This window comes from Rhizobium sp. BK196 (genome assembly GCF_014193255.1).
Lineage (GTDB): Bacteria > Pseudomonadota > Alphaproteobacteria > Rhizobiales > Rhizobiaceae > Rhizobium.
Genome location: NZ_JACHZB010000001.1, coordinates 299618 through 324204, shown reverse-complemented (window position 1 = coordinate 324204; position 24587 = coordinate 299618). Strand labels below are relative to the sequence as shown.

Annotated in this window: 29 protein-coding genes and 1 pseudogene; 12 read left to right on the top strand and 18 right to left on the bottom strand. The window is 60.8% G+C overall.

The window, feature by feature from the left end:
• Nucleotides 1-46: 46 nt before the first annotated feature.
• Together FHT78_RS01750 and FHT78_RS01745 are read right to left on the bottom strand one after the other, a co-directional pair.
• A complete protein-coding gene (locus tag FHT78_RS01750) occupies nucleotides 47-2152 on the bottom strand; it encodes a calcium-binding protein (RefSeq protein WP_183739695.1) in 2106 nt (701 codons plus the stop codon).
• Nucleotides 2153-2445: 293 nt separating this feature from the next.
• Nucleotides 2446-3546, bottom strand: a complete 1101-nt coding sequence (locus FHT78_RS01745; protein ID WP_183739693.1) for an acyltransferase — start codon at nucleotides 3544-3546, stop codon at nucleotides 2446-2448.
• A 657-nt stretch (nucleotides 3547-4203) separates the two neighbouring features.
• On the opposite strand from FHT78_RS01745, the gene FHT78_RS01740 reads away from it, so the two are divergent.
• From FHT78_RS01740 to FHT78_RS01720, 5 genes are all read left to right on the top strand, one after another.
• Nucleotides 4204-4395 (top strand): hypothetical protein, encoded by a 192-nt coding sequence (locus FHT78_RS01740; RefSeq protein WP_183739690.1) that lies wholly within the window; start codon nucleotides 4204-4206, stop codon nucleotides 4393-4395.
• Between the two features lie 618 nt (nucleotides 4396-5013).
• Nucleotides 5014-6663, top strand: coding sequence for a calcium-binding protein (locus FHT78_RS01735; RefSeq protein ID WP_183739687.1), 1650 nt, complete (start codon nucleotides 5014-5016; stop codon nucleotides 6661-6663).
• Between the two features lie 152 nt (nucleotides 6664-6815).
• Nucleotides 6816-7079, top strand: coding sequence for a DUF982 domain-containing protein (locus tag FHT78_RS01730; protein WP_183739684.1), 264 nt, complete (start codon nucleotides 6816-6818; stop codon nucleotides 7077-7079).
• A 176-nt stretch (nucleotides 7080-7255) separates the two neighbouring features.
• Nucleotides 7256-7558, top strand: coding sequence for a hypothetical protein (locus FHT78_RS01725; protein WP_183739681.1), 303 nt, complete (start codon nucleotides 7256-7258; stop codon nucleotides 7556-7558).
• Between the two features lie 410 nt (nucleotides 7559-7968).
• Complete coding sequence (locus FHT78_RS01720; protein WP_183739678.1) at nucleotides 7969-8268, top strand: hypothetical protein; 300 nt, start codon at nucleotides 7969-7971, stop codon at nucleotides 8266-8268.
• A gap of 12 nt (nucleotides 8269-8280) precedes the next feature.
• Here the strand turns inward: FHT78_RS01720 and FHT78_RS01715 are convergent, their stop codons facing one another.
• From FHT78_RS01715 to FHT78_RS01670, 10 genes are all read right to left on the bottom strand, one after another.
• Nucleotides 8281-9927 (bottom strand): SGNH/GDSL hydrolase family protein, encoded by a 1647-nt coding sequence (locus FHT78_RS01715; protein ID WP_183739675.1) that lies wholly within the window; start codon nucleotides 9925-9927, stop codon nucleotides 8281-8283.
• A 71-nt stretch (nucleotides 9928-9998) separates the two neighbouring features.
• Nucleotides 9999-10313, bottom strand: a complete 315-nt coding sequence (locus tag FHT78_RS01710; protein WP_183739672.1) for a hypothetical protein — start codon at nucleotides 10311-10313, stop codon at nucleotides 9999-10001.
• Complete coding sequence (locus FHT78_RS01705) at nucleotides 10306-10716, bottom strand: Bbp16 family capsid cement protein (protein ID WP_183739670.1); 411 nt, start codon at nucleotides 10714-10716, stop codon at nucleotides 10306-10308. Before FHT78_RS01705 ends, FHT78_RS01710 begins: the two co-directional genes overlap by 8 nt.
• Before the next feature lie 64 nt (nucleotides 10717-10780).
• Nucleotides 10781-11815 (bottom strand): major capsid protein, encoded by a 1035-nt coding sequence (locus FHT78_RS01700; protein WP_018115848.1) that lies wholly within the window; start codon nucleotides 11813-11815, stop codon nucleotides 10781-10783.
• A gap of 6 nt (nucleotides 11816-11821) precedes the next feature.
• Nucleotides 11822-12517 (bottom strand): hypothetical protein, encoded by a 696-nt coding sequence (locus FHT78_RS01695; protein WP_183739668.1) that lies wholly within the window; start codon nucleotides 12515-12517, stop codon nucleotides 11822-11824.
• Entirely contained in the window at nucleotides 12501-12854 is a 354-nt protein-coding gene (locus FHT78_RS01690) for a hypothetical protein (protein WP_183739665.1), read from the bottom strand. The genes FHT78_RS01695 and FHT78_RS01690 overlap by 17 nt, the downstream gene beginning before the upstream one ends.
• Complete coding sequence (locus tag FHT78_RS01685; protein ID WP_183739663.1) at nucleotides 12854-14539, bottom strand: portal protein; 1686 nt, start codon at nucleotides 14537-14539, stop codon at nucleotides 12854-12856. Before FHT78_RS01685 ends, FHT78_RS01690 begins: the two co-directional genes overlap by 1 nt.
• Nucleotides 14540-14552: 13 nt before the next feature.
• On the bottom strand, nucleotides 14553-14792 hold the full coding sequence (locus FHT78_RS01680) for a hypothetical protein (RefSeq protein ID WP_183739661.1): 240 nt from the start codon (nucleotides 14790-14792) through the stop codon (nucleotides 14553-14555).
• A 355-nt stretch (nucleotides 14793-15147) separates the two neighbouring features.
• Nucleotides 15148-15528, bottom strand: a complete 381-nt coding sequence (locus FHT78_RS01675; protein ID WP_183739659.1) for an antibiotic biosynthesis monooxygenase family protein — start codon at nucleotides 15526-15528, stop codon at nucleotides 15148-15150.
• Nucleotides 15529-15584: 56 nt separating this feature from the next.
• Nucleotides 15585-16478, bottom strand: coding sequence for an NAD(P)/FAD-dependent oxidoreductase (locus FHT78_RS01670; protein WP_183739656.1), 894 nt, complete (start codon nucleotides 16476-16478; stop codon nucleotides 15585-15587).
• 134 nt (nucleotides 16479-16612) lie between these two features.
• Between FHT78_RS01670 and FHT78_RS01665 the strand changes: the two genes are divergently transcribed.
• Nucleotides 16613-17260 (top strand): TetR/AcrR family transcriptional regulator, encoded by a 648-nt coding sequence (locus FHT78_RS01665; protein WP_183739653.1) that lies wholly within the window; start codon nucleotides 16613-16615, stop codon nucleotides 17258-17260.
• Between the two features lie 102 nt (nucleotides 17261-17362).
• Here the strand turns inward: FHT78_RS01665 and FHT78_RS01660 are convergent, their stop codons facing one another.
• Together FHT78_RS01660 and FHT78_RS01655 are read right to left on the bottom strand one after the other, a co-directional pair.
• Nucleotides 17363-18532 (bottom strand): ATP-binding protein, encoded by a 1170-nt coding sequence (locus tag FHT78_RS01660; protein ID WP_183739650.1) that lies wholly within the window; start codon nucleotides 18530-18532, stop codon nucleotides 17363-17365.
• Nucleotides 18529-19221 (bottom strand): response regulator, encoded by a 693-nt coding sequence (locus FHT78_RS01655; protein ID WP_183739647.1) that lies wholly within the window; start codon nucleotides 19219-19221, stop codon nucleotides 18529-18531. Before FHT78_RS01655 ends, FHT78_RS01660 begins: the two co-directional genes overlap by 4 nt.
• Before the next feature lie 306 nt (nucleotides 19222-19527).
• Between FHT78_RS01655 and FHT78_RS01650 the strand changes: the two genes are divergently transcribed.
• The 3 genes from FHT78_RS01650 (at nucleotide 19528) to FHT78_RS01640 (ending at nucleotide 21022) form a co-directional block, all read left to right on the top strand.
• Nucleotides 19528-20268: a phosphatase PAP2 family protein gene (locus FHT78_RS01650; RefSeq protein WP_183739644.1), complete on the top strand. Its 741-nt coding sequence runs from the start codon at nucleotides 19528-19530 to the stop codon at nucleotides 20266-20268.
• Nucleotides 20269-20389: 121 nt separating this feature from the next.
• Nucleotides 20390-20674, top strand: a complete 285-nt coding sequence (locus FHT78_RS01645) for a type II toxin-antitoxin system RelE/ParE family toxin (RefSeq protein WP_183739641.1) — start codon at nucleotides 20390-20392, stop codon at nucleotides 20672-20674.
• 48 nt (nucleotides 20675-20722) lie between these two features.
• Nucleotides 20723-21022: a HigA family addiction module antitoxin gene (locus FHT78_RS01640; protein ID WP_183739638.1), complete on the top strand. Its 300-nt coding sequence runs from the start codon at nucleotides 20723-20725 to the stop codon at nucleotides 21020-21022.
• Nucleotides 21023-21063: 41 nt separating this feature from the next.
• On the opposite strand, the gene FHT78_RS01635 is transcribed toward FHT78_RS01640, so the two are convergent.
• Both FHT78_RS01635 and FHT78_RS01630 read right to left on the bottom strand, forming a co-directional pair.
• Nucleotides 21064-21375 carry a plastocyanin/azurin family copper-binding protein gene (locus FHT78_RS01635; RefSeq protein WP_183739635.1) on the bottom strand — a complete coding sequence of 104 codons (312 nt, stop codon included), beginning with the start codon at nucleotides 21373-21375 and terminating at the stop codon, nucleotides 21064-21066.
• A complete protein-coding gene (locus FHT78_RS01630; RefSeq protein WP_183739632.1) occupies nucleotides 21372-21893 on the bottom strand; it encodes a DUF4142 domain-containing protein in 522 nt (173 codons plus the stop codon). The genes FHT78_RS01635 and FHT78_RS01630 overlap by 4 nt, the downstream gene beginning before the upstream one ends.
• A gap of 149 nt (nucleotides 21894-22042) precedes the next feature.
• On the opposite strand from FHT78_RS01630, the gene FHT78_RS01625 reads away from it, so the two are divergent.
• Complete coding sequence (locus FHT78_RS01625) at nucleotides 22043-22723, top strand: RNA polymerase sigma factor (protein ID WP_183739629.1); 681 nt, start codon at nucleotides 22043-22045, stop codon at nucleotides 22721-22723.
• A gap of 5 nt (nucleotides 22724-22728) precedes the next feature.
• Here FHT78_RS01625 and FHT78_RS01620 read toward each other — a convergent pair whose 3' ends face one another.
• Complete coding sequence (locus tag FHT78_RS01620) at nucleotides 22729-22866, bottom strand: hypothetical protein (RefSeq protein ID WP_183739625.1); 138 nt, start codon at nucleotides 22864-22866, stop codon at nucleotides 22729-22731.
• Between the two features lie 142 nt (nucleotides 22867-23008).
• Between FHT78_RS01620 and FHT78_RS29195 the strand changes: the two are divergent.
• A pseudogene (locus FHT78_RS29195) lies at nucleotides 23009-23134 on the top strand (addiction module antidote protein, HigA family); the annotation flags it as partial.
• A gap of 98 nt (nucleotides 23135-23232) precedes the next feature.
• Nucleotides 23233-23436: a hypothetical protein gene (locus FHT78_RS01615; protein ID WP_183739622.1), complete on the top strand. Its 204-nt coding sequence runs from the start codon at nucleotides 23233-23235 to the stop codon at nucleotides 23434-23436.
• A gap of 7 nt (nucleotides 23437-23443) precedes the next feature.
• On the opposite strand, the gene FHT78_RS01610 is transcribed toward FHT78_RS01615, so the two are convergent.
• Nucleotides 23444-24310, bottom strand: coding sequence for a LysR family transcriptional regulator (locus FHT78_RS01610; protein WP_183739619.1), 867 nt, complete (start codon nucleotides 24308-24310; stop codon nucleotides 23444-23446).
• Nucleotides 24311-24587 lie beyond the last annotated feature (277 nt).

Below are 24587 nucleotides of genomic sequence, written 5' to 3'. Positions count from 1 at the left end.
CTGCAGCCGTCGCCGGCGGCAACGGCCGGCAGCTTTGCCGCCGATCTCACACCAGAACGATGTCGCCGTGGTCGAAGAAGGCCTTGCCAGCGCCGAGGAAGACGATGTCCTGCGCCGCCTGACCGCCGGTGCCATCGGCGTCGTAGGAGAGGTTGCCGCTTGCGGAATTGTAGATGAGCTGGGCGTGATCGGCGGTGGCTGTCGCGCCGTATTTGGAGGCGATCATGAAGGCGTCCGCGTCCAGGATACCGTCATGATTGCTGTCGAGGGAGGCGAAGGCGGAGCCGAGCCTGATCTTGTCGTCGGCATCGAAATCCCAGATGGAATCCTTGTTGGCGGCGCCCATTTCGTTGAAATAGAACGTGTCCGCGCCGCCCTTGCCATAGAGGCTGTCGGTACCGGCGCCGCCGGCAATGGCATTGGCCGAGGCATTGCCGGTGATGAGGTTTGCAAGGCTGTTGCCGGTGCCGCCGATCGCGCCGGCGCCTTCCTTCAGACGGAGGTTTTCGACGAAGGCGTGGTCGTGGAGATCGACGCTGATCGTTGCCTGGATCGTGTCGGTGCCGCCGTCGGCCGTTTCCACAGCGCGGTCGCCGGCATTGTTGATGAAATAGGTGTCGTTGCCGCTTCCGCCGAACATCGTGTCGGCGCCGGCGCCGCCATCGATATAGTCGTTGCCGCCGGCGCCATAGATCGTGTCGTCGTTGATGGTGACGAGCGGCTGGCCGGCGAGGGTCGCGCCCGGGACGATGAAATCGTTGCCTTCGGTCCCATGGATCGTCGCGCCGACGATGCTCTCGTCGGCTCCCGATATCGAGAATCCGATGCTCTGCATGGCGCTCGCCCCGTGACTGTCCCGGATCGCCAGGTCGAACGTGTCCTCAACAGTGGCACCTTCCGCCAGCGCCTGGGTCGCCGGCCGGTCATTGTCCAGCAGGTAGGTCACCTGTCCGCTCGCCGTGTTCAGGATTGCCGTGCCGTAGATGCCGGAAAGGCTCCATTGCCCGCCGCCGAGATCGCTCCAGCCGTCGGTGACGTAGGAGATGGTATCGCCCGCATCGGGATCGGTTGCCGTCAGCTGCAGGCTCGCGGTATCGACACCGGCGCCGCTGTGGCCGGCTTCGACGAGGCCGTTGCTCGCAGCACCTGCCGTCAACACGGGAGGGCTGTTGAACGGCTTGAAGACGCCCGTTTCCCAATCATAGATGCCGTCGAGGAAGTGCAGCTTCTCGACATGCGCGAGCGTGTCGGTGCCTTCGGCTGCGCTCGAGACCGTGCCGAGCAGCCGGTCGATCGCATATTTGGCGAAGGAGCCGGCGTAATTGGCCGTGTCGATGCCTGCGCCGCCATCGAACCTGTCATTGCCGCCTGCGCCGGTAAAGACATCGTCACCAGCGCCGCCGGTGACAGTATCGGCGCCGCTGCCGCCACGAAACTGGATCTGCTCGATGCCGCTGATCGTCGTGCCGTCGCCCAGCGCCTGGACGGTGGTCGCCGGGAGCGACAGGTCCAATGTCAGGTCCACGGTCGCCGCGCGGCGATCCAGCACAAGAGAGTCGTTGCCCGCTCCGCCATCGATGGTGTCGACGGCATCGACAGCGGAGACGAACTGGTCGTCGCCGCTGTAGCCGATCAATGTGTTGTGGCCCGATCCGCCGATCAGCACGTCATTGCCGGCGCCGCCGTCGATGTAATCGTCGCCGCCGTTGCCCTCCAGCGCATCGTCGCCGTTCCAGCCATGGATCTCGTCGCCCAGCGCGCCGCCGACGAAATGGTCGCCCATATATCCGCCCGTGATGTTCAGGCGCTCCATGTTGACGATGACGGTTCCTTCGCCGAGGTCCTGGGGCGTGGCTATCTTTTGGGCCGTGGAAATATCGATCTGCTCGACAACATATTCATAGCTGCGCTTCAGGGCCAGCGTATCGATGCCGTCGCCGCCGTCGATATAGTCAGGCCCTTCATGGCGCCACGATTTGATCGTGTCGTCACCCGCGCCGCCATAGAGCTGGTCGGAGCCGGCGCCGCCGTCGATAATGTCGTTTCCGCCATTGCCGTAGATGACATCGTCGCCCCCAAGGCCGACGATGACTTCGGCGGCATTGCCGCTGGTCAGCGTATCGTTTCCATCGGTTCCGGTGATCGTCGGCATTCACGGGTCTCCAAAAACGTTCCGCCTGATTCGAGCCTTATCCTAAGCAGAATTGGCCGGCGGACCATGCGAGTTATTGTCCGGTAGATATCGCAGTATTTTCGATACGTCCGACATGGCCGATATCGGCACAATGCATCGCCTCAGTCCCTCTGGGGTAGATGATCCCGTAATTATGGCGATCTGAGGGATGTGGCGGCATATGGAAAACAACCACACCTGGCAGGGCAGCGATGCCCGGTCAGGCGTCGTCGTCAGCTTTTAGACGAGCAGGGAGAGGGGGCGGTGCCGTGTCAGGCGAGCCTATGCCGGCGGGACAGGGTGCGCCCGAGCTGGTCCGATGGCTTCTCGACCAGCCAGTACGCAATTTGAGCGGTCATCAGGCTTGTCGCCATGATCCCGGCCACGAGCAACCGGTTGTCGACCGCCCCGTACCAGTGACGAAGGGCAAACAGAATTATCGGGAGGTGGAAGAGATAGAGGCTGTAGGAAATTGTGCCCAGCCACAAAAGAGGAGAGGAGGTAAAAACCGGCTGGATCCTCTGATGGCCGATTGCCGCGCCGATCAAGGCTATCGAAGCCAGCCCGTAGAGAAGTTCGGAAGCCGGAGCACCCGCTGGGATCGCCATCGCGACGAGCGCCGCCACGCAGATGGCCGAGACCGGTAGCTTGGCCGCGACCGCGGCGAGCCTCTGCCTGTTGTAGAAGCAGATCGCGCCGACACCGAAGAAGAGAATGTAACCCCCGGTATCGAGGATCGACGCCAGGATGCTTCCCTCCTCGGCGAAACCGCCCGCTGCCTCGCTGGCGAGCCAAAGCAATGCGAGCGCAGCAAGGGTGACCCGCCAGTTCCATACCGCCAACAAAACGATCAGCGGAAAAAGCGCGGAGATCCTCAGTTCGTGAATCAGGCTCCACGTGACGTTATTCAGTTGGATATGCGCCTCTCGTCCCGTCATCGCCAGATGCCCGGCCACAACATCGACACTTGGCGCAGCGGTCCATGAACTCGCATTGAACCATTCGGTCAGGCCCGCTATCGGCCCGCGCGGCGACAGCATGAAGAGGGAAACCGCGAAGGCGATGGCTATGGCGAACGGCAAATAGATCCTGCAAAACCTCCGGATCAGATAATCCTGATAGGGGAGCGCCCGCTTCTCGAAGCTCGCCGCCAGAACAAACCCGCTGAGGACGAAGAAGAGGACAACTGCGGGCCGCCCGTTCACAAAGGCTCGGAGCGGAGTGTACTTCATCCACGTTTCCCAAAAAGCCCAGCTCGACAGGTCGAAAACGCTCACATGCGCCTCTGATCCGGGAAAGGCCATGAATAGGTGATGGAAAACCACGGTCAGGGCCGCGACTCCTCGCAGCGCATCCAGTTGCCGGTATCGCAATCGTCGCTCCCAATCCTCATCCGGCGGCCGAAGTACACGAAAGGTCTGGCATAGGCAACGCTCTATCGCATTTCTGCGTTTTATTGGACCATTATTATCGACGGAATATCTGCTTCTGTCGGAATGCGATGACAATCTTTCACTTATCTGCGGAGACGGGAAACTTCTTCAGGAAATCAGACGATCGAGCCATCTGGCAAGCTCGCAGTCGAGCCTGAGCGCCGCACTTTGGCTTGATTATTTCCCTTTTTCCGCCACTCCGGCCCGAATACTGCGTGAAGGTTCGGAGAGTATTCGAGAAATACATGTTACGGTAGTGTGTCTCGCTTGGGATGCCGATCGATATTTCCATTATTCGGGATAGACCCAAAAAAAGTCGCGTTGGAGCTCTCGACTCGCGCGGGAAAATTACCACTACTGGTTATTGCGCCAGAGGGGTGTATTTCCGGACAGCGAAGCGACGCCGTCTCGGGGGAGTGTGCCGGTTCTGTTTTAATGGTTTTTATTGTCCGGCACTGCTGGTGCCGGATGTATAAAAATTGACATTTCTGATAACCTTAACATTTAACCGCTCCGCGCTGCATGAATTGACAGGACATGCATTCCGATTGAAAAGATGATCCGTCGTATTAAACTCTTTTTCGCAGGGGGCGAATTATGAACATGATGCATAGGGGCAACAATTCTTCCAAGCCCGGACCTCAGTACGTAGATGATAGAATTGCCTTGCTCGTGGCGGCGCAGACGAAACTTGAAAAGCCTCAGACGACAAATGAGGACGTCAAGGAAGCAGTAAAAATTCTGCTGGCCGAAACGATCGCGCAGCTGCAGCATTCAATTGAGTATTGAAGTCCTTGGCGGGTCGTGAGGCCGCCAACCAGTTTGTCGACAAAATCTCATCCGTCATGCTCGGCCTTGCGCCGAGCATCTGACCGTTGCAATTCTCTTGAGGAGAAAGCATTTGTTTTCAGATATTTAATCGGTGGACGCAGATCCTCGGCACAAAGCCGAGGATGCCGTCGCGGGTTTTGCAATAGCCTGTCGGCAACCTGCCGGTGGCCGTCAGACCGCCAGTCTCCGCTGGCCCGATTGAAGAGCACATTCAAGGACAGCGGCAAGTTTTCGGCGGCCGATCTTGCCGTCCATTGAGCTGGCTATCTGCTGCCATGAACCGTGACAGTTTTGCCGTTCTTCAACCGCGTTGGTTTGCCGGCAATGTCAGGGCGTCACGCCGCGATTCCGTGTGCTGCAGGCGTTGCCGCGTTCCTGTTTTCTTATGAACTCCAAGAAGGATCGCCGCGCCTTCCTGCCGGGGAGGGCGGGGCAGCAACTTCTATGTTATATATGACTATATTTTCAAATATTGCGGCGCAGCAACAGCGTTAAGAATTTCTTACTTCGAGCTTTGACTTCTGGTTGTGGCTGTGGAAGAAATCCCGCGTGCGCAGATTTTTTGTGGGGTTATTTATGGGAACGATTGTTTTTACTCAGACCGGCGATGAATCCTTCGGTCAGTTTATCGATGAGACGACGTTTACGGGCGGATCTACCGATACTTCCCTAGCCATAGGTTCTTTCGATACCTCGCTTGGACTTACTCTCGGATCGGGAGACTGGCGGCTCTATTTCTGGGGCGACATCGGCATGAACCAGGCGTTTTTTGACGGTCAATCGTCCGATACGCCGCTGAATGCCTACGGCTTGATCGCCGATCAACTCAGCATCTACGGCGGCAACGGCAACAATCACATCGAAGTGGCGAACGCGGAGACGACGAACATCCTCACGGGTGCCGGTAATGATTACATCAAGATAAGTTGGGGCATGTCCGCCTTCATCAATCCCGGCGCCGGCGCCGACACAATGATTGGAGCAGGCGAGTCGGACACCTATTTCGTCGACAACGTCGGCGATCAGGTGATCGAACTCGGGGGCAAATTTGGTCTTCACGATAGCGTTAGGACAACGCTTTTGACCTACACTCTCGGCGCCGACATCGAAGAGCTCTGGCTTTACGAGGGTGATGCGTCAGGCTACGGCAACGAACTCGACAATTGGATTTATGGTAGCGACGGCAACAACACCCTCAATGGCTTCGCCGGGAACAACTATCTCTCTGGTTGGGATGGTGACGACAAGTTCCTCGTCACCAGCGATCATTCGCGCAATTCGATCTTCGGCGGCACCGGCGACGATACACTGGTGTATAAGCAGGGCTTGGGAGGCGGAGAAGATCCATGGGCATTCGACCACGGCCAGTCGGCATATTTTGATGGTCAGGATGGCGCTGACAACGCTGCACTCGACTTCTCGCTTGCGCAAACCGTTACCGCAACGGTGAACGGCAACGCGGTCGTCTACGATATCCTCGGCGCCGACGGCTACCATTCGACCGTTTCGCTGACCTCGGTGGAGCGTGTGACGATCACCGGTTCGGCGGCCGCGGACACGTTCTACGGCGCGTCGGGCAATGACTGGATCGATGGGCGCGGCGGTGCAGACACGATCCATGGCTCGGCCGGTGACGATGGCTATGTCTTCGACAATGCCGGCGACCGGGTGGTCGATGAGGTCGCGGGCGGCGGCACGGATACGATCTGGGCGACCGTCAGCGTCGATCTCAATAACAATGCCTATGTCGAAAACCTGCGCATGAACGGCAGCGCAAACATCAACGGCATCGGCAACGGCCTTGCCAACACGATCACCGGCAATGCCGGCAACAACGTCATCGCCGGCGGTGCAGGCAATGACAGCCTTTACGGCAAGGGTGGCGTCGATACGTTCCATTTCAACGAAATGGGTGCGGCCAACAAGGATTCGATCTGGGATTTCGACGCCAACGACAAGATCTCGCTCGGCAGCGCCTTTACCGGCCTCGACCTCGACAATAACGGCGTGGTCGACGCCGCGTCCTTCGAGATCGTCAACAAGTGGGGTGCAGCCGGCACCAAGGCTGGCCCGGAGCTGATCTACAATGCTGCGACCGGCGTTCTCTCCTACGACGCCGATGGCGCCGGCACCGCCCATGCCGCCCAGGACATCGCCTTCATCGGCGCGCACAAGGCATTCTTCGACAATGCCGACATCCTGGTGAACAGCTCGCTGCTCGTCTGAGGAGCGCAGTTACAGCATTTGAGACGACGGCCGGCCTTCGCCGGCCGTTTTTTCATCCGGCCATGCGGCCAACGGCAATTTCCAACCCCGGCGTGCAGCGGCATGACTTTTGCAAGGTTACCGATGTGTTAGTTCGTCGGGAACCAAGCGTCATGAAATGGGACACTTCGGCATTGTTCGATCCGGTCATCCTCGTCTTCAAGGACGGGAACAAACATCTGATTGTCCGAACGGTCGGGGAGGCTGCCAACGCGCTGATGAGAGAATGGCCATCCGACGATGGCGAGGAGTTCCTGTCTGCCGTCAAAGCCTGCCTGGACGTGATGACCGGCAAAGCCGAAGCCGATGAACTCAGAGCGGCCATCATCCGGGCCGCAGACGAGGCGGGCATTACGGCCCTTTCTATTCTTCATTGACCTCAAGGAGCGCACCAGCAATTGCCGATCGGCGGCGATGAGCGCAGTGGGTCTTTAACCTTACCGGTTGACCTTAATCGGACTTTCTCTCGAGCCTTGGAGCGTCGCAAGATTTACGTGCAATTTGCAGCCTGATACCGCTGCCTCTGGGTTGAAATTTCCTGGGGTCAGGTCGAATGGGCATCGAGCAGTTATTTGAAGAAGCGCAGCAAGTTTACGACATAGACGCGTTGATACAGGCCGCTGCTGCCGATAAGCGCGAGCTTTCCGATATTGCGCTCTCGAACGAGATCGTCAAAGAGACGATTTCGCCCGGGCGCGCAGACGTTCGGGAAGGCGATGGTTGGTCCATGGGAGATCAGATCCATCTGATACCGCGCTCCCATCCGAAAGCAGGCCTGCAGCCGATCGTTCGCCAACCCTCTGCCATGGCCTTGCTTACGAAGCTGTTGGGTAGGAAGGTCCTCGCTGGAAGATGACGGCGACAGCCATGATTTCACTCGATCTGATAACGACCGAAGCGCAACTCGCTGACCGATCCCTCACACGAAAGGATTGTGAAGCATCGGACTTTAGTCCGATTACAGATCGCCGTCCGTCAGCTACCTTCTGTTCAGCTGTCCGTTCAGAGTCAGCGGTGTAATATGCGTTCAGAGTCAGCATGAAAAGGGTGTCCCTCCCTGACCGGGGGGCGCCCTTTTCACGTTGAAATCCGGATCCCGCCGCTCCTCGCCGAGCAGAGCTGTTATCTTCATGGTTTCCCTCTGCAGGGGCATGGCTTACGCTGTCCGCTTCAGACAGCGAGCAGACGACGATGGCGTGCTGGGCTTTGCAGACATGACAAAATCGCTATAGCTATCGGATGCTCAGGCAAAGCGGCCGACAATCCATGAGTGAAAGCAAGCACCCGAACAATCTTATGCAAGCGGCGGTCCTAGCTGGCGTTGCCTTGGCTGGCACGTTCGGCCTTATGTCTTTCCTCGGTTTCGGACTGCTGAGCCTGGTGGCATGGGGCGATTATTCGGATCGAGGTTGCCCCGAGAGCCTGGCCCAGCAGTGCGACGACTCTCACGACATGATGATTTATCCGGCGCTTTGTTCGATCGCGGGTTTGATCGTCGTGGTTATCGCGGGCTGGATTGCCGTGAAGTTATTCCGCAGATTGCAAAGAGCCGCCAGCATCGTTTGATGATGAGGCGGCTCACGCCGCCAACTCCCACGCCGTCCTTGGACTGCCGATCTTGCGAATGACCGGCGCCCCGATCTTGGCCACCCCGACCCCGCCCGTATTGCACAAGTGCCTCAGGACCAGCAGGTTATCGAGGCGCAGGTTCGTCATCGTCAGCCCGGTCGGCAGCCAGAGTTTCGAGCCGCAGATGAGGGAACGTCCGCGCCCGCCGATGTAGTTGCCCGTCGCCCAGGCGCCGCCTGTCACCGTCACCGTGTTGGCGATCTGGACCGGGCCGCGGATGGAGCTGTCGAGGTAGTCCCAGCCGGCCCAGTCGTTCAGCTCGACCGGGACTTCGATCTCGAGCCAGTCGCCGGCGGAAAGCCCGAGGCTTGTGAGGCTGAGAGCCGACGGCAGGCCGTAGGTCACGGTATGGACGGCGAGCGCGTCGTTGACGGGCGTGATGGTGATGACCTGCTTTTCGTTTCCGGCGGCCACCACTTCCTTGCTGCCGACATAGGTCGAGGTGCCGGTGCCGCGGACGAGACGCATGCCGGTGGCGACGTCGCCGGTGACGTTGGTCTTGGTGCCGGCAATTCCGGGTGTGCCCTTCTGCGGGAAGATGTTGTAGGCGGCGAGCGGGTCGAGCGATCGCGTTTCTCCGGCCGCAACCATGCCCTGGAGGATCGGCAGGAGGATGTCTGCTCGTTTTGCCATCAGGTCCGGTTTGGGATGAAGCCCGTCGACGAACATGGCCGGCGCGATGCCCGAGGCCGGGCCGTCGAGCGCAAGCGTGTTGCAGAGCACGACGCCGTCGCGGCCTTCCTGATCCAGGATCCAGGCATTGATGCCGGCGAGGATGCCCGGCCATTCCGGGTTATCGTTGGCCGGATCGTCGTCGAGCGTGCTGGTCCAGCTCAGCGTCTGCAGGATGACATAGACGCCGGCATCAACGATGCGCCGGATCTGGGTGTCGAGGTCCGTGAGGATGGCCGCAAGCGTCCTGTTGCGGACGATATCGTTGTAGCCGATGTCGATATAGACGATGTCGGGTTTCTGGCTCAGCGCATAATCGGTGCGGGCCAGCGTGCCGGGGAACTGCGCTTCCGAACCAGCCACAGGGTTGAGGCAATCGCCCGATTTTCCGCCCATGGCGCCCGAGAAGGCCGCGAAGGAGCTGGGTGCGAAGAAGGGATGGCTGAGTTCGGCGAACATATCGAGATTGAAGCGGCCATCGGCTGCCTTGATCCAGGAGAGGACCGTGCGGCCGTTCTCGTAGAAGCCGGTATGGCCGTTCGTCGCCGTCTGCCCGGCAGTATAGGTCTGCAGCGCACCCAGCCCGATGAAGCTGTGGCCGAGGCCCATGATCTTTGCGCCTGCCGCCAGCGGCAGGGCAGGAAGGGGCACCGCGACATCCGCACCCTTCACGGGAATGACCGGCGCATTGCCGTAGAAGCTGCGCCCGTCCGATATCATGACGGCGCCGAGCACGGGCAGGTCGTTATAGATGGTTGCGCCATCGGTGACGATATCGACGCCGAGTACAGGCCTATTGTCGGTAAACAGGATGGCGTCACCCACCTCGCGAATGCCGATGACCGGGCGGTTGTTGAACATCTGCGTACCGTCGGCAACGATGACGACGCCCTGGACGCGCTGCATATTATAGAGTTTCGCCATGGGCGCTCTGCCTTCGCTCGGAGAAAAAAGAGCGGCCGAAGCCGCCCGAGGTGGCCTGTCGATAAGAGGGATCAATCGCCAGGCTGGGAGGAGTTCTGGATTTCCGGCGCCAGCCAGTCCGGAGCGGGGCCGCCGAGGGCTTCCTGCACGCCGTTGCCTTCAGGCCCGGCAGACGTGGCGGATTTGGTGGGCTTTGCGGCCGGCTTTTTGTCCGATGGTTCCACATCAGCCTTGGCGCCGGTCTTGTCGCTGGCCCGCGCAAGCCGCACCCATTTCGGGCGGCGCTTCTCGTCCTTCCAGAGCGCGTCCGGCAGGCTGAAACGCTCGCCGGGTTCGCGTCTGGCGCCGCCGAAATAGCCGCGCTCGGTGGCGACGACATCAACCATTCGAGGGAACTCCAGCCGTGAAGCCGGCGGTGATCTTGCCCGTGGTCGGTGCCGTGCCGGTCACGGTGTAGAGCAGGCGCAGGTAGAGTTCGTCGGTGCCGCGCGGAATATGGCTCGGCGGGATGATCTTGCCGGCCTTGAGATCGGCGAGGTTGAGGGTCGTGGTGACGACTGATTTCGGCGAGGGGAAGGCCTCGTTGTCGTCGGTCTGGATGGTCACGGCGAGGGAGGTCAGGTTGTTGAAGCTTTCCACCACCTGCATGAGGAAGGGGATCGGTTCGCCCTTGCCGATATCGCGGGTGAGGCCGGCCTTGATCGGGCCGAGATTGATGACATTGGTGCTGGGGCCAGACGCGGTGATAACCTGCGCGTCCGAAAGCAGCGTCTGCCGGTCGAAGATCATGTCGAATGCCTTTCGATAAAAGGAGGGTGCCCGCCGCTCATCACGGCGGGTTTGAGGGAGACGATCAGGCGAGGGCCGGAACGGCGGCTTCGGTGTTGAGGATGGCGTCCGTCTCGCGGATCGGGATGCCGCGATAGAACTTCACTTCCTGGCCTTCGACGAACTGCGTGGTCAGGTGCACGGTGTTCTGCCGGTCGGAGGTCAGCGCGCGGTCCGAGGACTGCACGTCGAGCACTTCCAGCACATCCTTGTTCATGTAGATGGCGATGCGGCTGGCCTTGGCGTTCAGGCGGCGCGACTGCAGGCGATAGTAGCCCTTGCGCAAGAGCGACCAGAGATCGACGGTGCCGGCCATCATGTCCGAGACGTCGATATTGGCGACGCGGGCATTGTAGCGCCAGTCCTTCACGGCTGCACCGATATGCCAGGTGTAGAGCGTCTCCTTGGCATAGTAGGGGTCGCCATTGGCATCCAGCACGCGCTGCTCGCCCTTGTCGTCGATCTTCACACCGGCCTTGGTGCCCTTCGGGTAGAGGAGGTGGGTGGCGTGGTCACCCCAGGTGACGAACCAGATCGAGGTATTGTCGGCACCGGTGCCGCCGCCGTTGACCACCTGGTTGGCGATGTTCGGCTGCGCCACGTTCGGCAGGTTGGGGTTATAGGCGGAGTAGCGGGCGGACAGGCCCTTGAACTTCTCCGGCGTCGTCGCCGTGTCATGGTAGAAGAGGCCGGAGGCCATTTCCTGGCTCAGGGACTCGATGAAGGGCATGGTGTCGACGAGGCGGGCCTTGGCCTTGTCGGGTGCCAGATCGAGCAGGCGCATGTCGATTTCGGAGCGGGCATGCACGAAGCCGGTCGTGTCGTCCACCTGCTGCATCGTCGCCTTCGACTGCTTGATGCCCTGGTAGAGCCGGCCCCAGGAGACCGAGGGCAGGCCGGTGCGCACCATGTGGCGGTGCACGGCATCCATGTTGCATTCGACGGCCATCGCGTCGTCGAGGATCGGGTTCTGCTGGGAGAGAAGCTCGATGACGGCGCCTTCGGCAGAGCCTTTGAATGCGTCAACGAGATTGGGGTAGTAGCTGCCAATGGTGGCCATGTCTTATCAGCCCTTCGGTGCGTCTTTGGGAAACATCAGGTGCGCGGTTTCGGCTTTCCTGCCGTTTCCGCCCGCGCCGCCGTTCGGTGGGTTGTCCTCCTGGATCATCGATCCGACCTTTGCGAAAATTCTGATCATCTCGGGGTGGTTGCCCCCGCCGCTGGAATTGAGGTACTCGCGCAGCGCCGGCGTGCCGAGACGGGAGAGCGCGCGCTGCGCCGAGCCCACGGTGCCGGTCCATTTGGCGCCGCCGATCTCGCGGTCCTTGCGGGCTTCGTCGGCCCAGCCCTGCACGCGGCCGGCCCAGGCTTCGGAAGCCGCCTTGCCGCGCCGGCCCTGGATTTCGATGAAGCGATCGGCGAGCTGCTGCGCCTGCCGGTTGGTCAGGCCGAGGGAGTGAAAATCGGGGCCGAGCGCGTCGATCAGCTCCTGATCCACTTCGATGCCCTCGGGCATGGTGAGCTGGTAGCGGCCATCATCAGGCACGCGGTCATCAGGATCGTCGTGAGCGCTATCGTCAGGTTTGCCGGCGTCGCGGTCTTCGGTTTCGGCGTGGTCATCGCCACCGGTGTCACCATCCGGTGATGGTGCATCCTCGGGGAAGAGAATGGTTTCGGGCGCAGCGCTTTCACCGCCACCGCCGCCTGCGCCCTCGGCGCTCATCGCGATCTGCGGCCTGCCGATCTTAAGCATCAACGTCATGGTCTTCGCCTTCCTCACTTGCGGCGCGGCTTGCCGCCGCTGCCTTGTCACTTGCCTTGAGATCCGCGATCGCCAGCAGCAGGCGCGGATAGAGCGTCGGGTCTATGCGGTCGAGCTCGGCGATCAGCCGCCGGCCGGCGCCCTGCTTGCCCAGCGTGTAATGCGTGGCGTTGACGAGCTCTCCCGCATAGGCTTCCTGGTAGATCGCGCATTGCTCCAGCATCCAGAACAGCACGCGCTTGCCGGAAGCGGTGGCGAAGACCTCGCGAAACGCCGTGGTGATTTCGTCTCGCCCGATGGTTTGGGGGATGGATGGTTGATCCTTAAAATGGTCCATCAGGCGAGCCCCAGCTGGCGCAGTAGTGCCGCGCCGTTCGGATTGTCATTGGCGTCAGCCAGCACCTGTGCGGCCTTGGCGCCCTGGTTGAGGGCGGGCGCCACCTGCGCGGCCATTTGCGCGGTCTGTGCCGCCTGCATCTGCTGGGCGCGCTGCGAGCGCAGATCCTCCACCTTGTCATCGGCAAGGATCATCGAAGGCGGGGCTCCGATCGCATCGAAATAAAGGTCGATCGCCTCATCGACATCGAGCTTGTCGAGCGCTTCCGGCTTGACTGCCGAGACCTGGCCCATGAAGGCGACGCCGCGCTCGATCGCGCCTGTCGCGACCGCCTGCTGCGCCTGGGCGAGCGTGGAGATATACTCCACCTTCAATTCCATGCCCTGCAGCTCCGGCGGGGGCGGGGGCAGCTCGTCGCGGGCGGCGAGAATATCGAAGGTGCGGTCGATGGTGGGGCCGAGCTGATCGCCGAAGACGTTTTCCAAGACGGGGCCGAGCTGCAGGAGCTGCTCTTCCTTGCGCTGGGTCAGTTCGAACTGGTTGCGCGGCTGCACACCTTCCATATTGGTGATGGCGAAGAAGAGATCGGCAAAGAAGGTCTTTTCGATGCGGTTCTGCACTTCCTGGATATCTTCGCGCAGCTCTGCGAGGCTGAGGTTCACCTCCATCGCCGGCCGGAAACCCTTGCCGGTCGGATCATCCACGTAGTTCACCGCACCCGGCAGCAGGGAGGCCGGGCTGTTCTGCATCGAGGTCGGCGCGTTCATCGGCGGGCGCACCTTCTTGTCGATGCCCTCCAGCTTCCGCGTCTGCTCGAGCTGCAGCATCCTGATATCGCCGAGCGCCTTCTGGCCGGGAGACAGCGCATAGTGATCGTCTTCGGAAAGCTCCCAGGCGGGCGCGATGATCGGATTGCTGTCGAAGCCGCTTTCTTCCAGGAGATCGCCGCCGAGCTCGTCGATCCAGTAATTGGAGAGGAAGGCCTTGTTGCGCTTGTCGATCAGTCTGGGATCGCGGTCGTAGCGCGGTTCGATGGCGTGATAGACATCGAAGCATTCGCCGTATTTCGATGAGTCATAGAGGCTGCGCAGCCGCTCCGGCACATTGTCATAACCGAAACGCTCGATGATGCGCTGCACGCTCCAGCGGAAGGTGCGGTAGAGGGTCGTCGCCTTCCCCTTGTGATCCCGGGCGAGCCAGAAGCGGCCATGCACCAGCTGCTGCACGCGGATGACCGTCTCCTCATCCTCGACGATGATCGCCACCGACTGCCCGAACTGGCCGAGATCGCCATAGCCGATATGGAAGGCGCGGTAGAGATTGGAGGCGGCAAAGACCTCGCGCATCTTGTCCTGCACGGCGGCGAGATAGACTTTGACGGAATCCTGCTTCTTCAGATCGGGATCGAAGGTCGTCAGCCGGAACCAGGGGCGGGCGGGCGAGGTCAGCCCCGAATGCATGCCTGATTTCAGCGTCTCATAGGCATGGGTGCCGGTGCTGTCGATGATCTTGTCACGCGAGCGCGGGCCTTCCCGGCCGGAGTGGAGCCTCAGCCGCGTCGGCTCGATATGCTCGGCCAAAGCTCGCCACTCCGCCTCCCATGGCTGGCGAACCTCTTTCAGTTCGGCGAGCCGGCGGCGGTGATAGGCAATTTGCGTCTCGTTGTCGCGACGAAGATTTTCCATTGATGTCTCCGCCTTATTGCCCGAGCAGCGTCTTCTTGAGCGTATTGCCCGTCAGCGCCGGGGTCTGCGTATCGGCGAGAACAGGCGCGCCTGACGGAGAGGTTAGAATGGTCGAGGGGGCGCCCTTCACCTTGTCGGAGGCGCGCCGCGCTGCGGTCGATTGGGCGGCGGCGTAGTCTGGCGTCTTCTGCTGAGCGTATTCAGGCGGCGCCTGCGGCGGTTCGGCTTTCGGCGGGGAGGAGAACATGCACATTGGGGTCATCCGATCCTGGTGGCGGTGTGGGCCGGGGCGGATGATTACCCTCCATCCGGCCGATTTGGCTTTGATGGTGGGAGCGTTGCGGATGAACGGTTGAGGAGGTGAAATGGGGGCGGGAATCTGGCGCTGTACCGTGGCCACCTCTGCCCTGCCGGGCCCTCAGCGAAGGCAGGTGAAGGTGCGGCTGGGACATTGCGGGTCGGCCGGCCAGTCGGTTTTCCGTGGCACCGGCCCGCAACCTCCAGAATATGATAGCCGGCGACAGCCGGAGAAGGGAATCTGTGCTCTCAAGCGAGCATCGACTGCTGAGCGAAGATGCCCGCCATCGCGCCTTGCCGTATTTCTCAAGTCAGGCAGTGCAGAATCCGGGGACGGCGACCTTTTGGAACAGGTGCGGTCTGGCTTCGACCGATGACGGATATGCTGGAAGTCTCGCGAGGAACGCGGGATCAGTGAAGGCGGCGCGGACCGCCTCGGTGGATTCCCACACCACATAGTTCAGGTAAGTGGGGCTATCGCCGATCGCTCGATGCAGTTGCATGGAAATGAAGCCCGATTGCTTCGTTATAACCTCGGCAGCCGCCTTGAAAGCGTCCAGGAAACCCGCTTCGTCGGCGGGATCTACGACCGTGAAGAGGTTGACGAGCACGAGAGGCGCGGCCGCGATGCCGAGTTGGCGATCAAACGGAAATTTCTCATCGAGAGGTATGAATGGTTTTGCGGCGGTCATGGTGGCGCTCCTGTCTATTGTAAAATTGAAACTGGTGTGATCGAGGCTGCTTGCACTCAAGTGATCATCGACTGCTGAGCGAAGATACCCGCCATCGCGCCTTGCCATATCGCGGTGGTGACCGAGGGGATTCCGGGGTTGGCAAGGTCGCCGGCGGCATAGATGCCGGGCGTGCTGGTTTCGCGGCGTTCGTCGGTCTTGAGGGCGATGCCGGTTGGCGTGTTGACCGTGGCGAGGCCCAGTGTTTCATGCAGGCTTGCCGACGGCTTGGTACGCGGATGGGCGAACAGGATGTCGACGATGACATCGGGCCCGGTATCGAGCTTGACGGTGGCGCTATGACCCCAGCGATGGGCGATTTCAGTGATCCGGCCATCAACGAGAGGTACTTGGCGGCCCGCAAGATCGGCCCGTATTTCGGATGTGACGTCGTGACCATCGGCGAAGACCGTCAACCGATCGGTCCAATCGTGAAACAGCCTGACCTGATTCATTGACTGCGGGCCGGACCAGACGAGCCCCCAATGCTGGCCGGCGACTTCGAAGCCGTCGCAGTAGGGGCACGGGATGATTGATTTGCCCCAACCCTCGGCATAGCCCGGAACATCGGGCATCTGGTCAACAACGCCATAGCTCAAGATCACGCGCCGCGCGCCAATGCTTTCGCCCTCGCCGGTGAGGACGGAGAAATTGTCGATGGCACCGGAGATGCTGTCGGCGCGGGCATTGACCAATTTGATCGCAGGGTAGCGCGCGAGTTGCTGCCGCGCCTCGGCCAGGATGGCGGACGGTGGCTTGTCATCGTGGCCGAGCACACCGTGCGAGCGGCCGGCGAAGCGATTGCGTTGCAGGCCGGTATCGAGAACGGTGACCTTGCGGCGGGCACGGCCGAGCTGCAGGGCGGCGGCGAGGCCGGCAAAGCTGCCGCCGATGATGATGACGTCATCCATGGTGATGGGCTCCGAGTTGTGAATGGAAGGAGAAACTTGATTTGGAGGACACGATAAAATCCACTCTTGGAATTTTGGACACTGCGTAGTATCGTAATTCTCAAATAAGGATACTGTCAAGGATCGTAATTATCGTGAGCGAAAACAGCCAGGGCCGGCGCGGCCGGCCCGCCAACGAGGCGCTTGGCCAAACGATAGTCGACACCGCGAGCGAACTCTTTGCGGAATTGGGTTTTCAGGCGACGACGTTGGACAAGGTCGCCCAGCGGGCGAGGATATCCAAGCTCAGCATCTACAGGCACTTCGAGAACAAGGAGGCGCTGTTTGGCGCGGCGTTTGCGGCCCGCTGCCAGCAGTTGATACCACAGGCCCTTTTCGAAGGCGTCGACGGTTCGGCCGAAGATCAGCTCATGGCGGTGGGATCATCCCTGCTTCGCACGCTGTTACGTCCGGACGTCCGCAATGTCGAAGCCATGGTCATGGCCGACACTCCAAATCAAAAGTCGTTGAGCAAGGTCCATTACGAAGCCGGCCCCGTCCATATCATCGCCCAAATCGAGGCGCTGTTGCGTCAGTTGCACGCGAAGGCGGTTCTGAACGTGCCCGATCCACTTCAGTCCGCCCGCTTGTTTGCTGCGCTTATCAAAGGATCCGATCTCCTGATTATTGCACGCTTCGATCAGGCGAGAGCAGAGGACGCCAACGAAATCGAATCCTATTGCCGGTCGGCCGTGGCCATGTTCATCGCCGCGCACGGTGGCAACGACCGCGTGGGCGAATAGCCTAAAAGTACTCGCATGGTATTTTGGATGCTCGAACTGATATCAGCGCGACTATCGTCGTTGGACAGCGGCTGACCGGCGGAGTAACCGCACCCTTGCGCACTATGCCGGACGCAGGTGGATTGCGACCATCGCGCCGCCGCCCTCCCGGTTTGCGAATTCAAGATGTCCGCCATGGGCAACCGCGATGGCCTGCACCACCGATAGTCCCAGTCCTGTGCCGCCCGTTGCGCGAGACCGTGAGGGATCACCGCGCCAGAATGGGTTCGTGGCCACGGCATCCAGGCCTTCAGGAAATCCGGGACCTCGATCCAGAAAGCGGATGACGACGCTCTCATCCGGCAATTGCTCCGTTTCGCAGCGCAGCCAATTGCCGTCTGCCGCATAGCGGCTGGCATTTTCCAGAAGCGCCAGCACGGCCTGGCGAATACGCGGCGAGTCCACCGATAGGAAGGCGGGTTGCAGGCCGGTTTCGAGCGTCAGCGTGCTGGTCTCCAGCATGGGCTTGGCCGATGTCAGTACCGCTTCTACCACCTGCGACACGTCGGTCCGTTCACGCTCCATCACGAGTTTCTGGCCGATCGCCAGCGACAGGGTGCGCAGATCTTCGACAACTCTCCCGAGACCTTCCACCTGGAGCAGGAGGTCGGAGATCATCTTCCGGTCCATCGGGAAGACGCCGTCGAGCATGCCCTGCAACGAACCCCGCAGGATCGTCAGCGGCGTGCGCAATTCGTGGGCGACCGCCATGTTGTTGAAGCGCAGTCTTGTCTCCATGCTGTCGAGACTGGCCGCGAGCGCGTTGAAGGTATCCATGAGACTGGCGACTTCCCGGGTGGCGTGGCGCGAGGCCGTGACGCTCACCGAAAAGTCGCCGGATTTCAGGCCGTCGGCAGCAGATGTGAGTTCTGCGAGAGGCCTTGCGATCTGTCGCGACAGGAATATCCCGATAATGGCGCAGACGAGGGCCGAAAGCAGGCCGCAGGTCAGAATCAGGAGCTGGAGCTGGAAATCTGTCTGTTCTTCCTGCAGCCCATTGAGGTTGGCGAGGAGGAGCTTCAGCGAATCCTGGTCGGGGACAACGCCGTTGTCCAGATCGCGATAGGCAGCCGCGGCTCTCGATGGCAGGTTTTCAATGATGCTGTCTTCAAGATAGTCGGAATACCAGATGGCCCCGAGATAGGTCATGCCGACGCTGAGGAGCAGCATCACCCCGATGATGATAGCGGTGACCGTCGCAAGCGGCAGCGAGGGGAGCCTGAATAGTCTCATCTTGGATCCGAGAACCGATAGCCAATTCCCCGCACCGCAGGAAAGAAGCCGTTCTGCCCCAAGTCTTCCAGTTTGCGCCGAAGGTTGGAAATATGCGTGTCGACAGTGCGCACCAGAGCATCGCTTTCCGGCAGGCAGGCGTCGAGAATATCGGCGCGCGCAAAAGCCTGTGTCGGACGGCGTATCATGTAGGCGAGAATTCGAAATTCGCTGAGCGTCAGGGATAGATGCGTGCGGCGCCCGTCGCTCGTCACAAATGCCGTGTAGCTGGCGAAATCGACCTCTATATCCCCGAACCGCTTGATGACCTCGGCCTGGTCTCCCTGCGTCCGGCGCAGGACGGCTTTGACCCGGGCAACAACCTCCTGCGGATTGAACGGTTTGACCACATAGTCGTCGGCGCCGAGGCGCAGGCCGCTCAACCGGTCGATGTCGTCGGCAACGGCCGTCACCATGATCACAGGCGTCGATCCTGTCTGGCGCAGGCGTGCTAGCACGTCGAAACCGTCGAGTTTCGGCAGGCGCACGTCAAGCAGCACAAGATCCGGTTTCAGATGGGCATGATGTTGAAGCGCGATTTCGCCGTCGCCGGCGCGAACGGTACGGAATCCGTCACGCAACAAATACCCTTCCAGTATCTGCGCGATTGCCGGTTCATCCTCAACGATCAGAACGAGACTGTTATCCACCCCAATGCCCTGCGGTTGTTCAATTGTCTTTGCCGGCTTTGCCGCCGGGCGCCCACTATCGCGGACAGGAGAGATTTCTGCAATTTGCAAGCGTGCTTTCTCAGGTCAGACAGCCTGTTCTCAACAGCGCCTTGATCTCTTCCTCGTCATTTCTTGACAATTCAAAACCAGCTTGCCGCCGACGAGAGCGCCGCGCGTCCATTCGGACGCGCAACGGACGCTCTAACGCTTTGATTTGACGCATCAGGCTTTCCGAAAATCGATTCCGATTTTCGGGCCGATGCTGCTGCCTTCGGAGATACCGGCTTGCGAAAATTTGTATCTGGTTACTGGAATTCCGCCTCCAGCGGCGTGCGCCTGCCGGCAACGCCATCCGGGGCTGATCGGGCGCTTGCCGTCATCGGCACATCGATCGTCTGGGTCAGTTTCGTCTTTATCGTCTTTCCCAATCTCGATCTCATGGTTTCGCGCTGGTTTGCCAGCGGCGGGATTTTCGTTCTGGCCGACAATCCGTTCCTGCGGGAGGTAAGGGATAAAGGCCGCCTCGCACAGCCTTATCTTATCGGCTCGATGATCGTGCTCATCGCGCTGCAGAGGCTCCTGCCGGAACGCATGCGAATCTGCCCGCCAGAGAAGCCTTTGTTCGTGCTTCTGAGCTTTGCCGCAGGCCCGCTCCTCACGGTCCAGACGCTCAAGGTTCTCATCGGGCGTGTACGGCCTCGTGACCTAGTCGAGTTCGGCGGGACCATGGATTTTACGCCGGTATGGCAGTTTTCCGCCGCGTGCAGCCGCAACTGCTCCTTCCCTTCCGGCGAGGCTTCCGCAGCCGCGGCAACACTTTCGCTGCTGGTGCTGGTGCCCGCCGAGTTCAGGCGGGCGGCCGCGATCGTGCTGGTGCCTTGCCTCCTGTTTGTGGCATTCAATCGCGTGATTTTCGGCGCTCATTTCCTTTCGGACGTCGTGCTTGGCTGGCTGCTGACGATGTTCGCCATGGCCTGGGTCTGGCGCTGGATGGATGCGTATGCAGTTTCAGAGCTTTGGTCGTGAGGGACCAGTCGTCACGCTCTTGAGGATTGCGGCGGCTCATCGGAATTTGTATCGTAACGTGATACGCTCTGCTTGACGCAGCCATGTATCGCGCTATGATACAGATGCTCAGGGGATGGCCGTGATCCGATCGTTCAAGAATGCGATGACCGAAACGGTCGCGACCACGGAGAAGGCGCCAAAAGGGTTTCCCGCTGATCTGTTACGCACGGCTCAGCGAAAGCTGGCGATGCTGAATGCCGCGGCTGTGCTGGACGATCTTCGGTCTCCGCCGGGCAACAGGCTCGAAGCCTTAAAAGGAAACAGGCAAGGCCAGCATTCGATCAGGATCAATGACCAATGGCGCATCTGTTTCGTTTGGGCTGAAGGCGGCCCGGAGGCTGTTGAAATTGTCGACTATCACTGAGTTCTCGATGCCATGGCGCATCCTTTTTTGCAGGAGGCAATGTGAGAAATGCTGAAACTTCTTGCTCCCGTTCACCCCGGAGAAATCCTCCGCGAAGAATATCTCAAGCCTCTGGCCATGAGCGCCGGGGCGCTGGCGCGAAAGCTGAATGTTCCCCGCACGAGGATCGAACGACTTGCCTCCGAGCAGACGCCGGTCACGACGGACACGGCTCTCAGACTTGCCAAATACTTTCGTACCACGCCGGATTTCTGGTTGAATCTGCAATCCAGCTATGACCTCAGCAGCCGGGCGCCCGCACTGCAGAAAGAGCTTGATGCCATCGAGGAAATCGACCACGCCGCCTGAGGCCGGAAGTTCGTACGCCGGCGCGGTCGAGCCAGAGTCCGCTAGTTTGAGACCTCGATCTGCCCCTTCATGTTGGGATGGTAGCGGCAGTAATACTCCGCCACCCCATCCCCCTTGATAACAGTCGACCCCGACTTGCCCGCCGGGATCACCACGTCGAAGCTTCCTTTGGATGTCGCGGTGTGATCCATCACATCCTTGTTGCGCCAGACGATCGTATCGCCCGGCCGTGCCGTCACCATTGCCGGCCTGAACTCAAGCTTTTCGATGGTGACCTCGATCGTGGCGGCGCTTGCGGCCGTTCCCGTGAGGGAGAGGCCGGCCGCAAGGCAGAGTTTGGGCAAGGCGCTCATTTCAGCATCGAGGCAACATGCTCGGCATGCTGCTCGTGGCCCTCGAAGAGCTTCAGGCCGGTTTCGAGCAGGCTCTTCAGGTCCGGGTTCTGCGCGGCTGGGATCAGCGTCGTCTTCAGGGCCTCGTTGACTTGTTTGTGGTAGGCGACTTCATTCTCGACATAGGCCTTGTCGAAGGCGGCACCCTTCAGTTTTGAGAGTTTCTGCCGCTCCTTTTCGGCATTCGATGTCAGCGACTTGCTGGTATCATTGTCCTCGGGCGTCACCTTGAGCTTCTTGACGAGATCGAGCGCCTGCTTGTTGACGGCCTCATGGTCGCGGATCATATCCTTGGCGAAGGCGACGACCTCCTTATCCCCGGATTTTTCGACCGCCTGCCTGGCTGCCTCGATATCGATCACGCCGGCCGTATAGGCGATATGGGCGATCTCAGGATCGGTGGGTGCTGCGCCGGCGGCGAAAGCTGCGGGGGCGGAGAGCGCGAAAGCGGCGAGTGCTGCGATAAGGTGTTTCTGCATGTGGTCCTCCATCCGGCGAATACGCGCCGGTCGATGTTTCCTACGCAGACTTTGATGCCGGGAGCGGCCGGGCGTTCCCCAAAAAGTTTTTTTCCGGATACCGGGAACATTCGCCTTGCCCCGGCATCCAATGCGGAAAAGGATGAGCCATGGCGCAGCGGGCGGAAATTTCGGTAGCGGAGAGAAACGATCACGAATTGGTGGCGCTGGCGCTGGCGCGCGATCCTGAGGCTTTCCGCGCCATCATGCGGCGTTATAACCAGCGGCTGTTCCGCATTGCCCGCGGCATCCTGCGCGATGATGTCATGGCCGAGGATGCGCTGCAGGAGGCCTATCTCAAGGCCTTTCGCCACCTTGCCGAGTTTGAGGGCGCCAGCGCCTTTTCCACCTGGCTGACGCGCATCGTCATGAACGAGGCGCTCGGCCGGCTGCGCAAGGCGCGCCGCACGCCCGAAGTGTCCGTCGATTCCGCACCGATGCAGAGCCGCGTTCTCGATTTCCCCACGGGTTCGCCGATCGACAACCCCGAGACATCAATGGCGCAGCGACAGATCCTGAAACTCGTGGAAGAGGCAACCGACAAGCTGCCGGAGGAATTCCGCCTCGTGTTCATCGCCCGGGTGATCGAGGAGATGAGCGTGGAGGAAACCGCAGAGTTGCTATCCCTCAAGCCCGAAACGGTGCGCAGCCGCCTGCACCGGGCACGCGCGCTTCTGCGCCGTGAGCTCGACGAATTGATCGGGCCGATCGCGCTGGACGCGTTTCCTTTCGCCGGCTGGAAATGCGACCGGCTGACCGAGAAGGTGATGGGCGAGCTGATGAGGCGGTGACGGTGCTACTTCGGCTCCGGCTGCTGAATGACAGGCGGCGGCTTATCGCTCTTGGTGCCGCCGCCGTCGAACATTTTCACCACCAATATGCCGACCACCGATGCGATCATCAGCGCCAGGATTATCAACATGAGCATTCGCATCGGCCGATCCGATCCTGATATTGTTGGTCGGATAACAGTCGAGCAATGCGATTCGTTCCTGTTTGGGTTGAGGGAATGATGGGTCGTGTTCTGGAAGGAGCTTTCGGCGAGAGGAAATAGCCTCGATGAGCCGAATAGCTGACGCCTGCATCTTCCCCGCACAACGATTAAACGGCTTGCCGAACAACCCCCGGTCACGACAGACACCGCTCTCAGTCTCGCCAAATACTTTCGCACGGCGCCGGATTTCTGGCTGAACCTGCAATCCGCTGCGTGACGTGCGCGGCTGGCGAAAGGCCACGACAAACGCTTCCGCCCATCGAACTTTCCGTGATGACAGGCGTTCCCGGATCAAAGGAGCCCATCATGTCCAGACGCAAATTCAAGAGATTGACTCACCGCCTTCTCGGCCGGTTCGACGAGGTGCAAATCCAGCTCGACCAGATCGAAGGCAGCGCCATGAAACTGCAGGCGAGCTGCGACGACGAGGGCGAAGGCGAGGGTGTTCCGCACCCTGCCGTGCAGCCGCCGCAATGGCCAAGGCATGGAGCAGCACCCGCGGCCCTGTAATGCCTCTTCAGGCGCGCTCGCATCTGCCGGCAAACAGGTCCGCATGCGCGGCAAACAGTGCGCTGAGCCTGTCGATCACCGTGCGCACTTCCGGCCGCTGGCGTTCGTCTTCGTGCACGGTGATCCAGATGTCGTAGGTGAGGCTGTCGATGACAGGGCCGGCGCGGACGAGACCGGGCTCGGCATCGCCCATGAAGCAGGGCAGGACGCCGCGGCCGGCGCCGCCGCGGATGAGATGGGGCAGCATCAGCGGCGTATTCGTCCAGCTGGTGATCCAGTGGTCCGGCTGCTCGAAGGTCCATTTGTCGGCAGGCGTCACCGCAATCTCCGTTCCGAGCGAAATCCAGTTGTGATTGGCGGCGCTGAAGGTGCTGGCCTGATATGCTGCATGGGCGACCGAGACGGAGCGGCGGGTTGCGAAATTACCGCGCTCCGGCCGTTCGTGCAGGATGGCGAGATGCGCCTCGCGATAGGTCAGGTCGAGGCCGGTATCGAGCGCTTTGTAGCACATGCGGAACCTGTCTTCAGGCTGCCAGACGGCGGGCAGGTGACCGGCGATGAACCATAACATCCAGGCGTCCGCCCCGGTCGAGACGATCGGCAGGGTCAGGACATCGCCGCGCCAGTCAGCGATCGTCTCGGCCGCCTCCTGCATGATCAGAACGCGCTCGAGCAGCGTCTCCCCATCCTTGGCCAGAAGATAGCCGGTCGGACCGCGCCTGAAGAGCGTGCGCCCGGTCGCCCGCTCCAGCGCCAGCATCCGTCGGCCGATGGTCGGCGCACTGAGGCCAGTGCGTGCCGCAGCCCCCGTCAGGCCGCCCGATGTCGCGACATGGAAGAAGAGCTGCAGATCGTCCCAGCTTGCCTCTTTCATCGATGAAAACCCCCTTTCGTCCGCGCGTCTACTTTTGCCGGTCAGCGCGCCTTAGGTCAGTTGCATCTGACATAGATGGAGGCAGGACGATGCTTCTCAACTGGATCATGCTCGCAATCGCGCTTCACAAGGACAGCCGCAGGCAGAGGAAGGACCCGCTCGCCGATCCGCTCGATGCGCCGGAATGGGATGGGCTGCGTTGGGCCTTGCCGTTTCTTTCGTGGATGGCACAGAGGCCCCACAAAGCCGATTGGTTGCGGGGAGAACTCGCGGAAGC

Coding starts and splice junctions, on each gene's coding strand:
- FHT78_RS01750 (WP_183739695.1), bottom strand. CDS start 2,152: ATGCCGACGATCACCGGAACCGATGGAAACGATACGCTGACCAGCGGC.
- FHT78_RS01740 (WP_183739690.1), top strand. CDS start 4,204: ATGAACATGATGCATAGGGGCAACAATTCTTCCAAGCCCGGACCTCAG.
- FHT78_RS01735 (WP_183739687.1), top strand. CDS start 5,014: ATGGGAACGATTGTTTTTACTCAGACCGGCGATGAATCCTTCGGTCAG.
- FHT78_RS01730 (WP_183739684.1), top strand. CDS start 6,816: ATGAAATGGGACACTTCGGCATTGTTCGATCCGGTCATCCTCGTCTTC.
- FHT78_RS01725 (WP_183739681.1), top strand. CDS start 7,256: ATGGGCATCGAGCAGTTATTTGAAGAAGCGCAGCAAGTTTACGACATA.
- FHT78_RS01720 (WP_183739678.1), top strand. CDS start 7,969: ATGAGTGAAAGCAAGCACCCGAACAATCTTATGCAAGCGGCGGTCCTA.
- FHT78_RS01715 (WP_183739675.1), bottom strand. CDS start 9,927: ATGGCGAAACTCTATAATATGCAGCGCGTCCAGGGCGTCGTCATCGTT.
- FHT78_RS01710 (WP_183739672.1), bottom strand. CDS start 10,313: ATGGTTGATGTCGTCGCCACCGAGCGCGGCTATTTCGGCGGCGCCAGA.
- FHT78_RS01705 (WP_183739670.1), bottom strand. CDS start 10,716: ATGATCTTCGACCGGCAGACGCTGCTTTCGGACGCGCAGGTTATCACC.
- FHT78_RS01700 (WP_018115848.1), bottom strand. CDS start 11,815: ATGGCCACCATTGGCAGCTACTACCCCAATCTCGTTGACGCATTCAAA.
- FHT78_RS01695 (WP_183739668.1), bottom strand. CDS start 12,517: ATGACGTTGATGCTTAAGATCGGCAGGCCGCAGATCGCGATGAGCGCC.
- FHT78_RS01690 (WP_183739665.1), bottom strand. CDS start 12,854: ATGGACCATTTTAAGGATCAACCATCCATCCCCCAAACCATCGGGCGA.
- FHT78_RS01685 (WP_183739663.1), bottom strand. CDS start 14,539: ATGGAAAATCTTCGTCGCGACAACGAGACGCAAATTGCCTATCACCGC.
- FHT78_RS01680 (WP_183739661.1), bottom strand. CDS start 14,792: ATGTGCATGTTCTCCTCCCCGCCGAAAGCCGAACCGCCGCAGGCGCCG.
- FHT78_RS01675 (WP_183739659.1), bottom strand. CDS start 15,528: ATGACCGCCGCAAAACCATTCATACCTCTCGATGAGAAATTTCCGTTT.
- FHT78_RS01670 (WP_183739656.1), bottom strand. CDS start 16,478: ATGGATGACGTCATCATCATCGGCGGCAGCTTTGCCGGCCTCGCCGCC.
- FHT78_RS01660 (WP_183739650.1), bottom strand. CDS start 18,532: ATGAGACTATTCAGGCTCCCCTCGCTGCCGCTTGCGACGGTCACCGCT.
- FHT78_RS01640 (WP_183739638.1), top strand. CDS start 20,723: ATGCTGAAACTTCTTGCTCCCGTTCACCCCGGAGAAATCCTCCGCGAA.
- FHT78_RS01635 (WP_183739635.1), bottom strand. CDS start 21,375: ATGAGCGCCTTGCCCAAACTCTGCCTTGCGGCCGGCCTCTCCCTCACG.
- FHT78_RS01630 (WP_183739632.1), bottom strand. CDS start 21,893: ATGCAGAAACACCTTATCGCAGCACTCGCCGCTTTCGCGCTCTCCGCC.
- FHT78_RS01625 (WP_183739629.1), top strand. CDS start 22,043: ATGGCGCAGCGGGCGGAAATTTCGGTAGCGGAGAGAAACGATCACGAA.
- FHT78_RS01620 (WP_183739625.1), bottom strand. CDS start 22,866: ATGCGAATGCTCATGTTGATAATCCTGGCGCTGATGATCGCATCGGTG.
- FHT78_RS01615 (WP_183739622.1), top strand. CDS start 23,233: ATGTCCAGACGCAAATTCAAGAGATTGACTCACCGCCTTCTCGGCCGG.
- FHT78_RS01610 (WP_183739619.1), bottom strand. CDS start 24,310: ATGAAAGAGGCAAGCTGGGACGATCTGCAGCTCTTCTTCCATGTCGCG.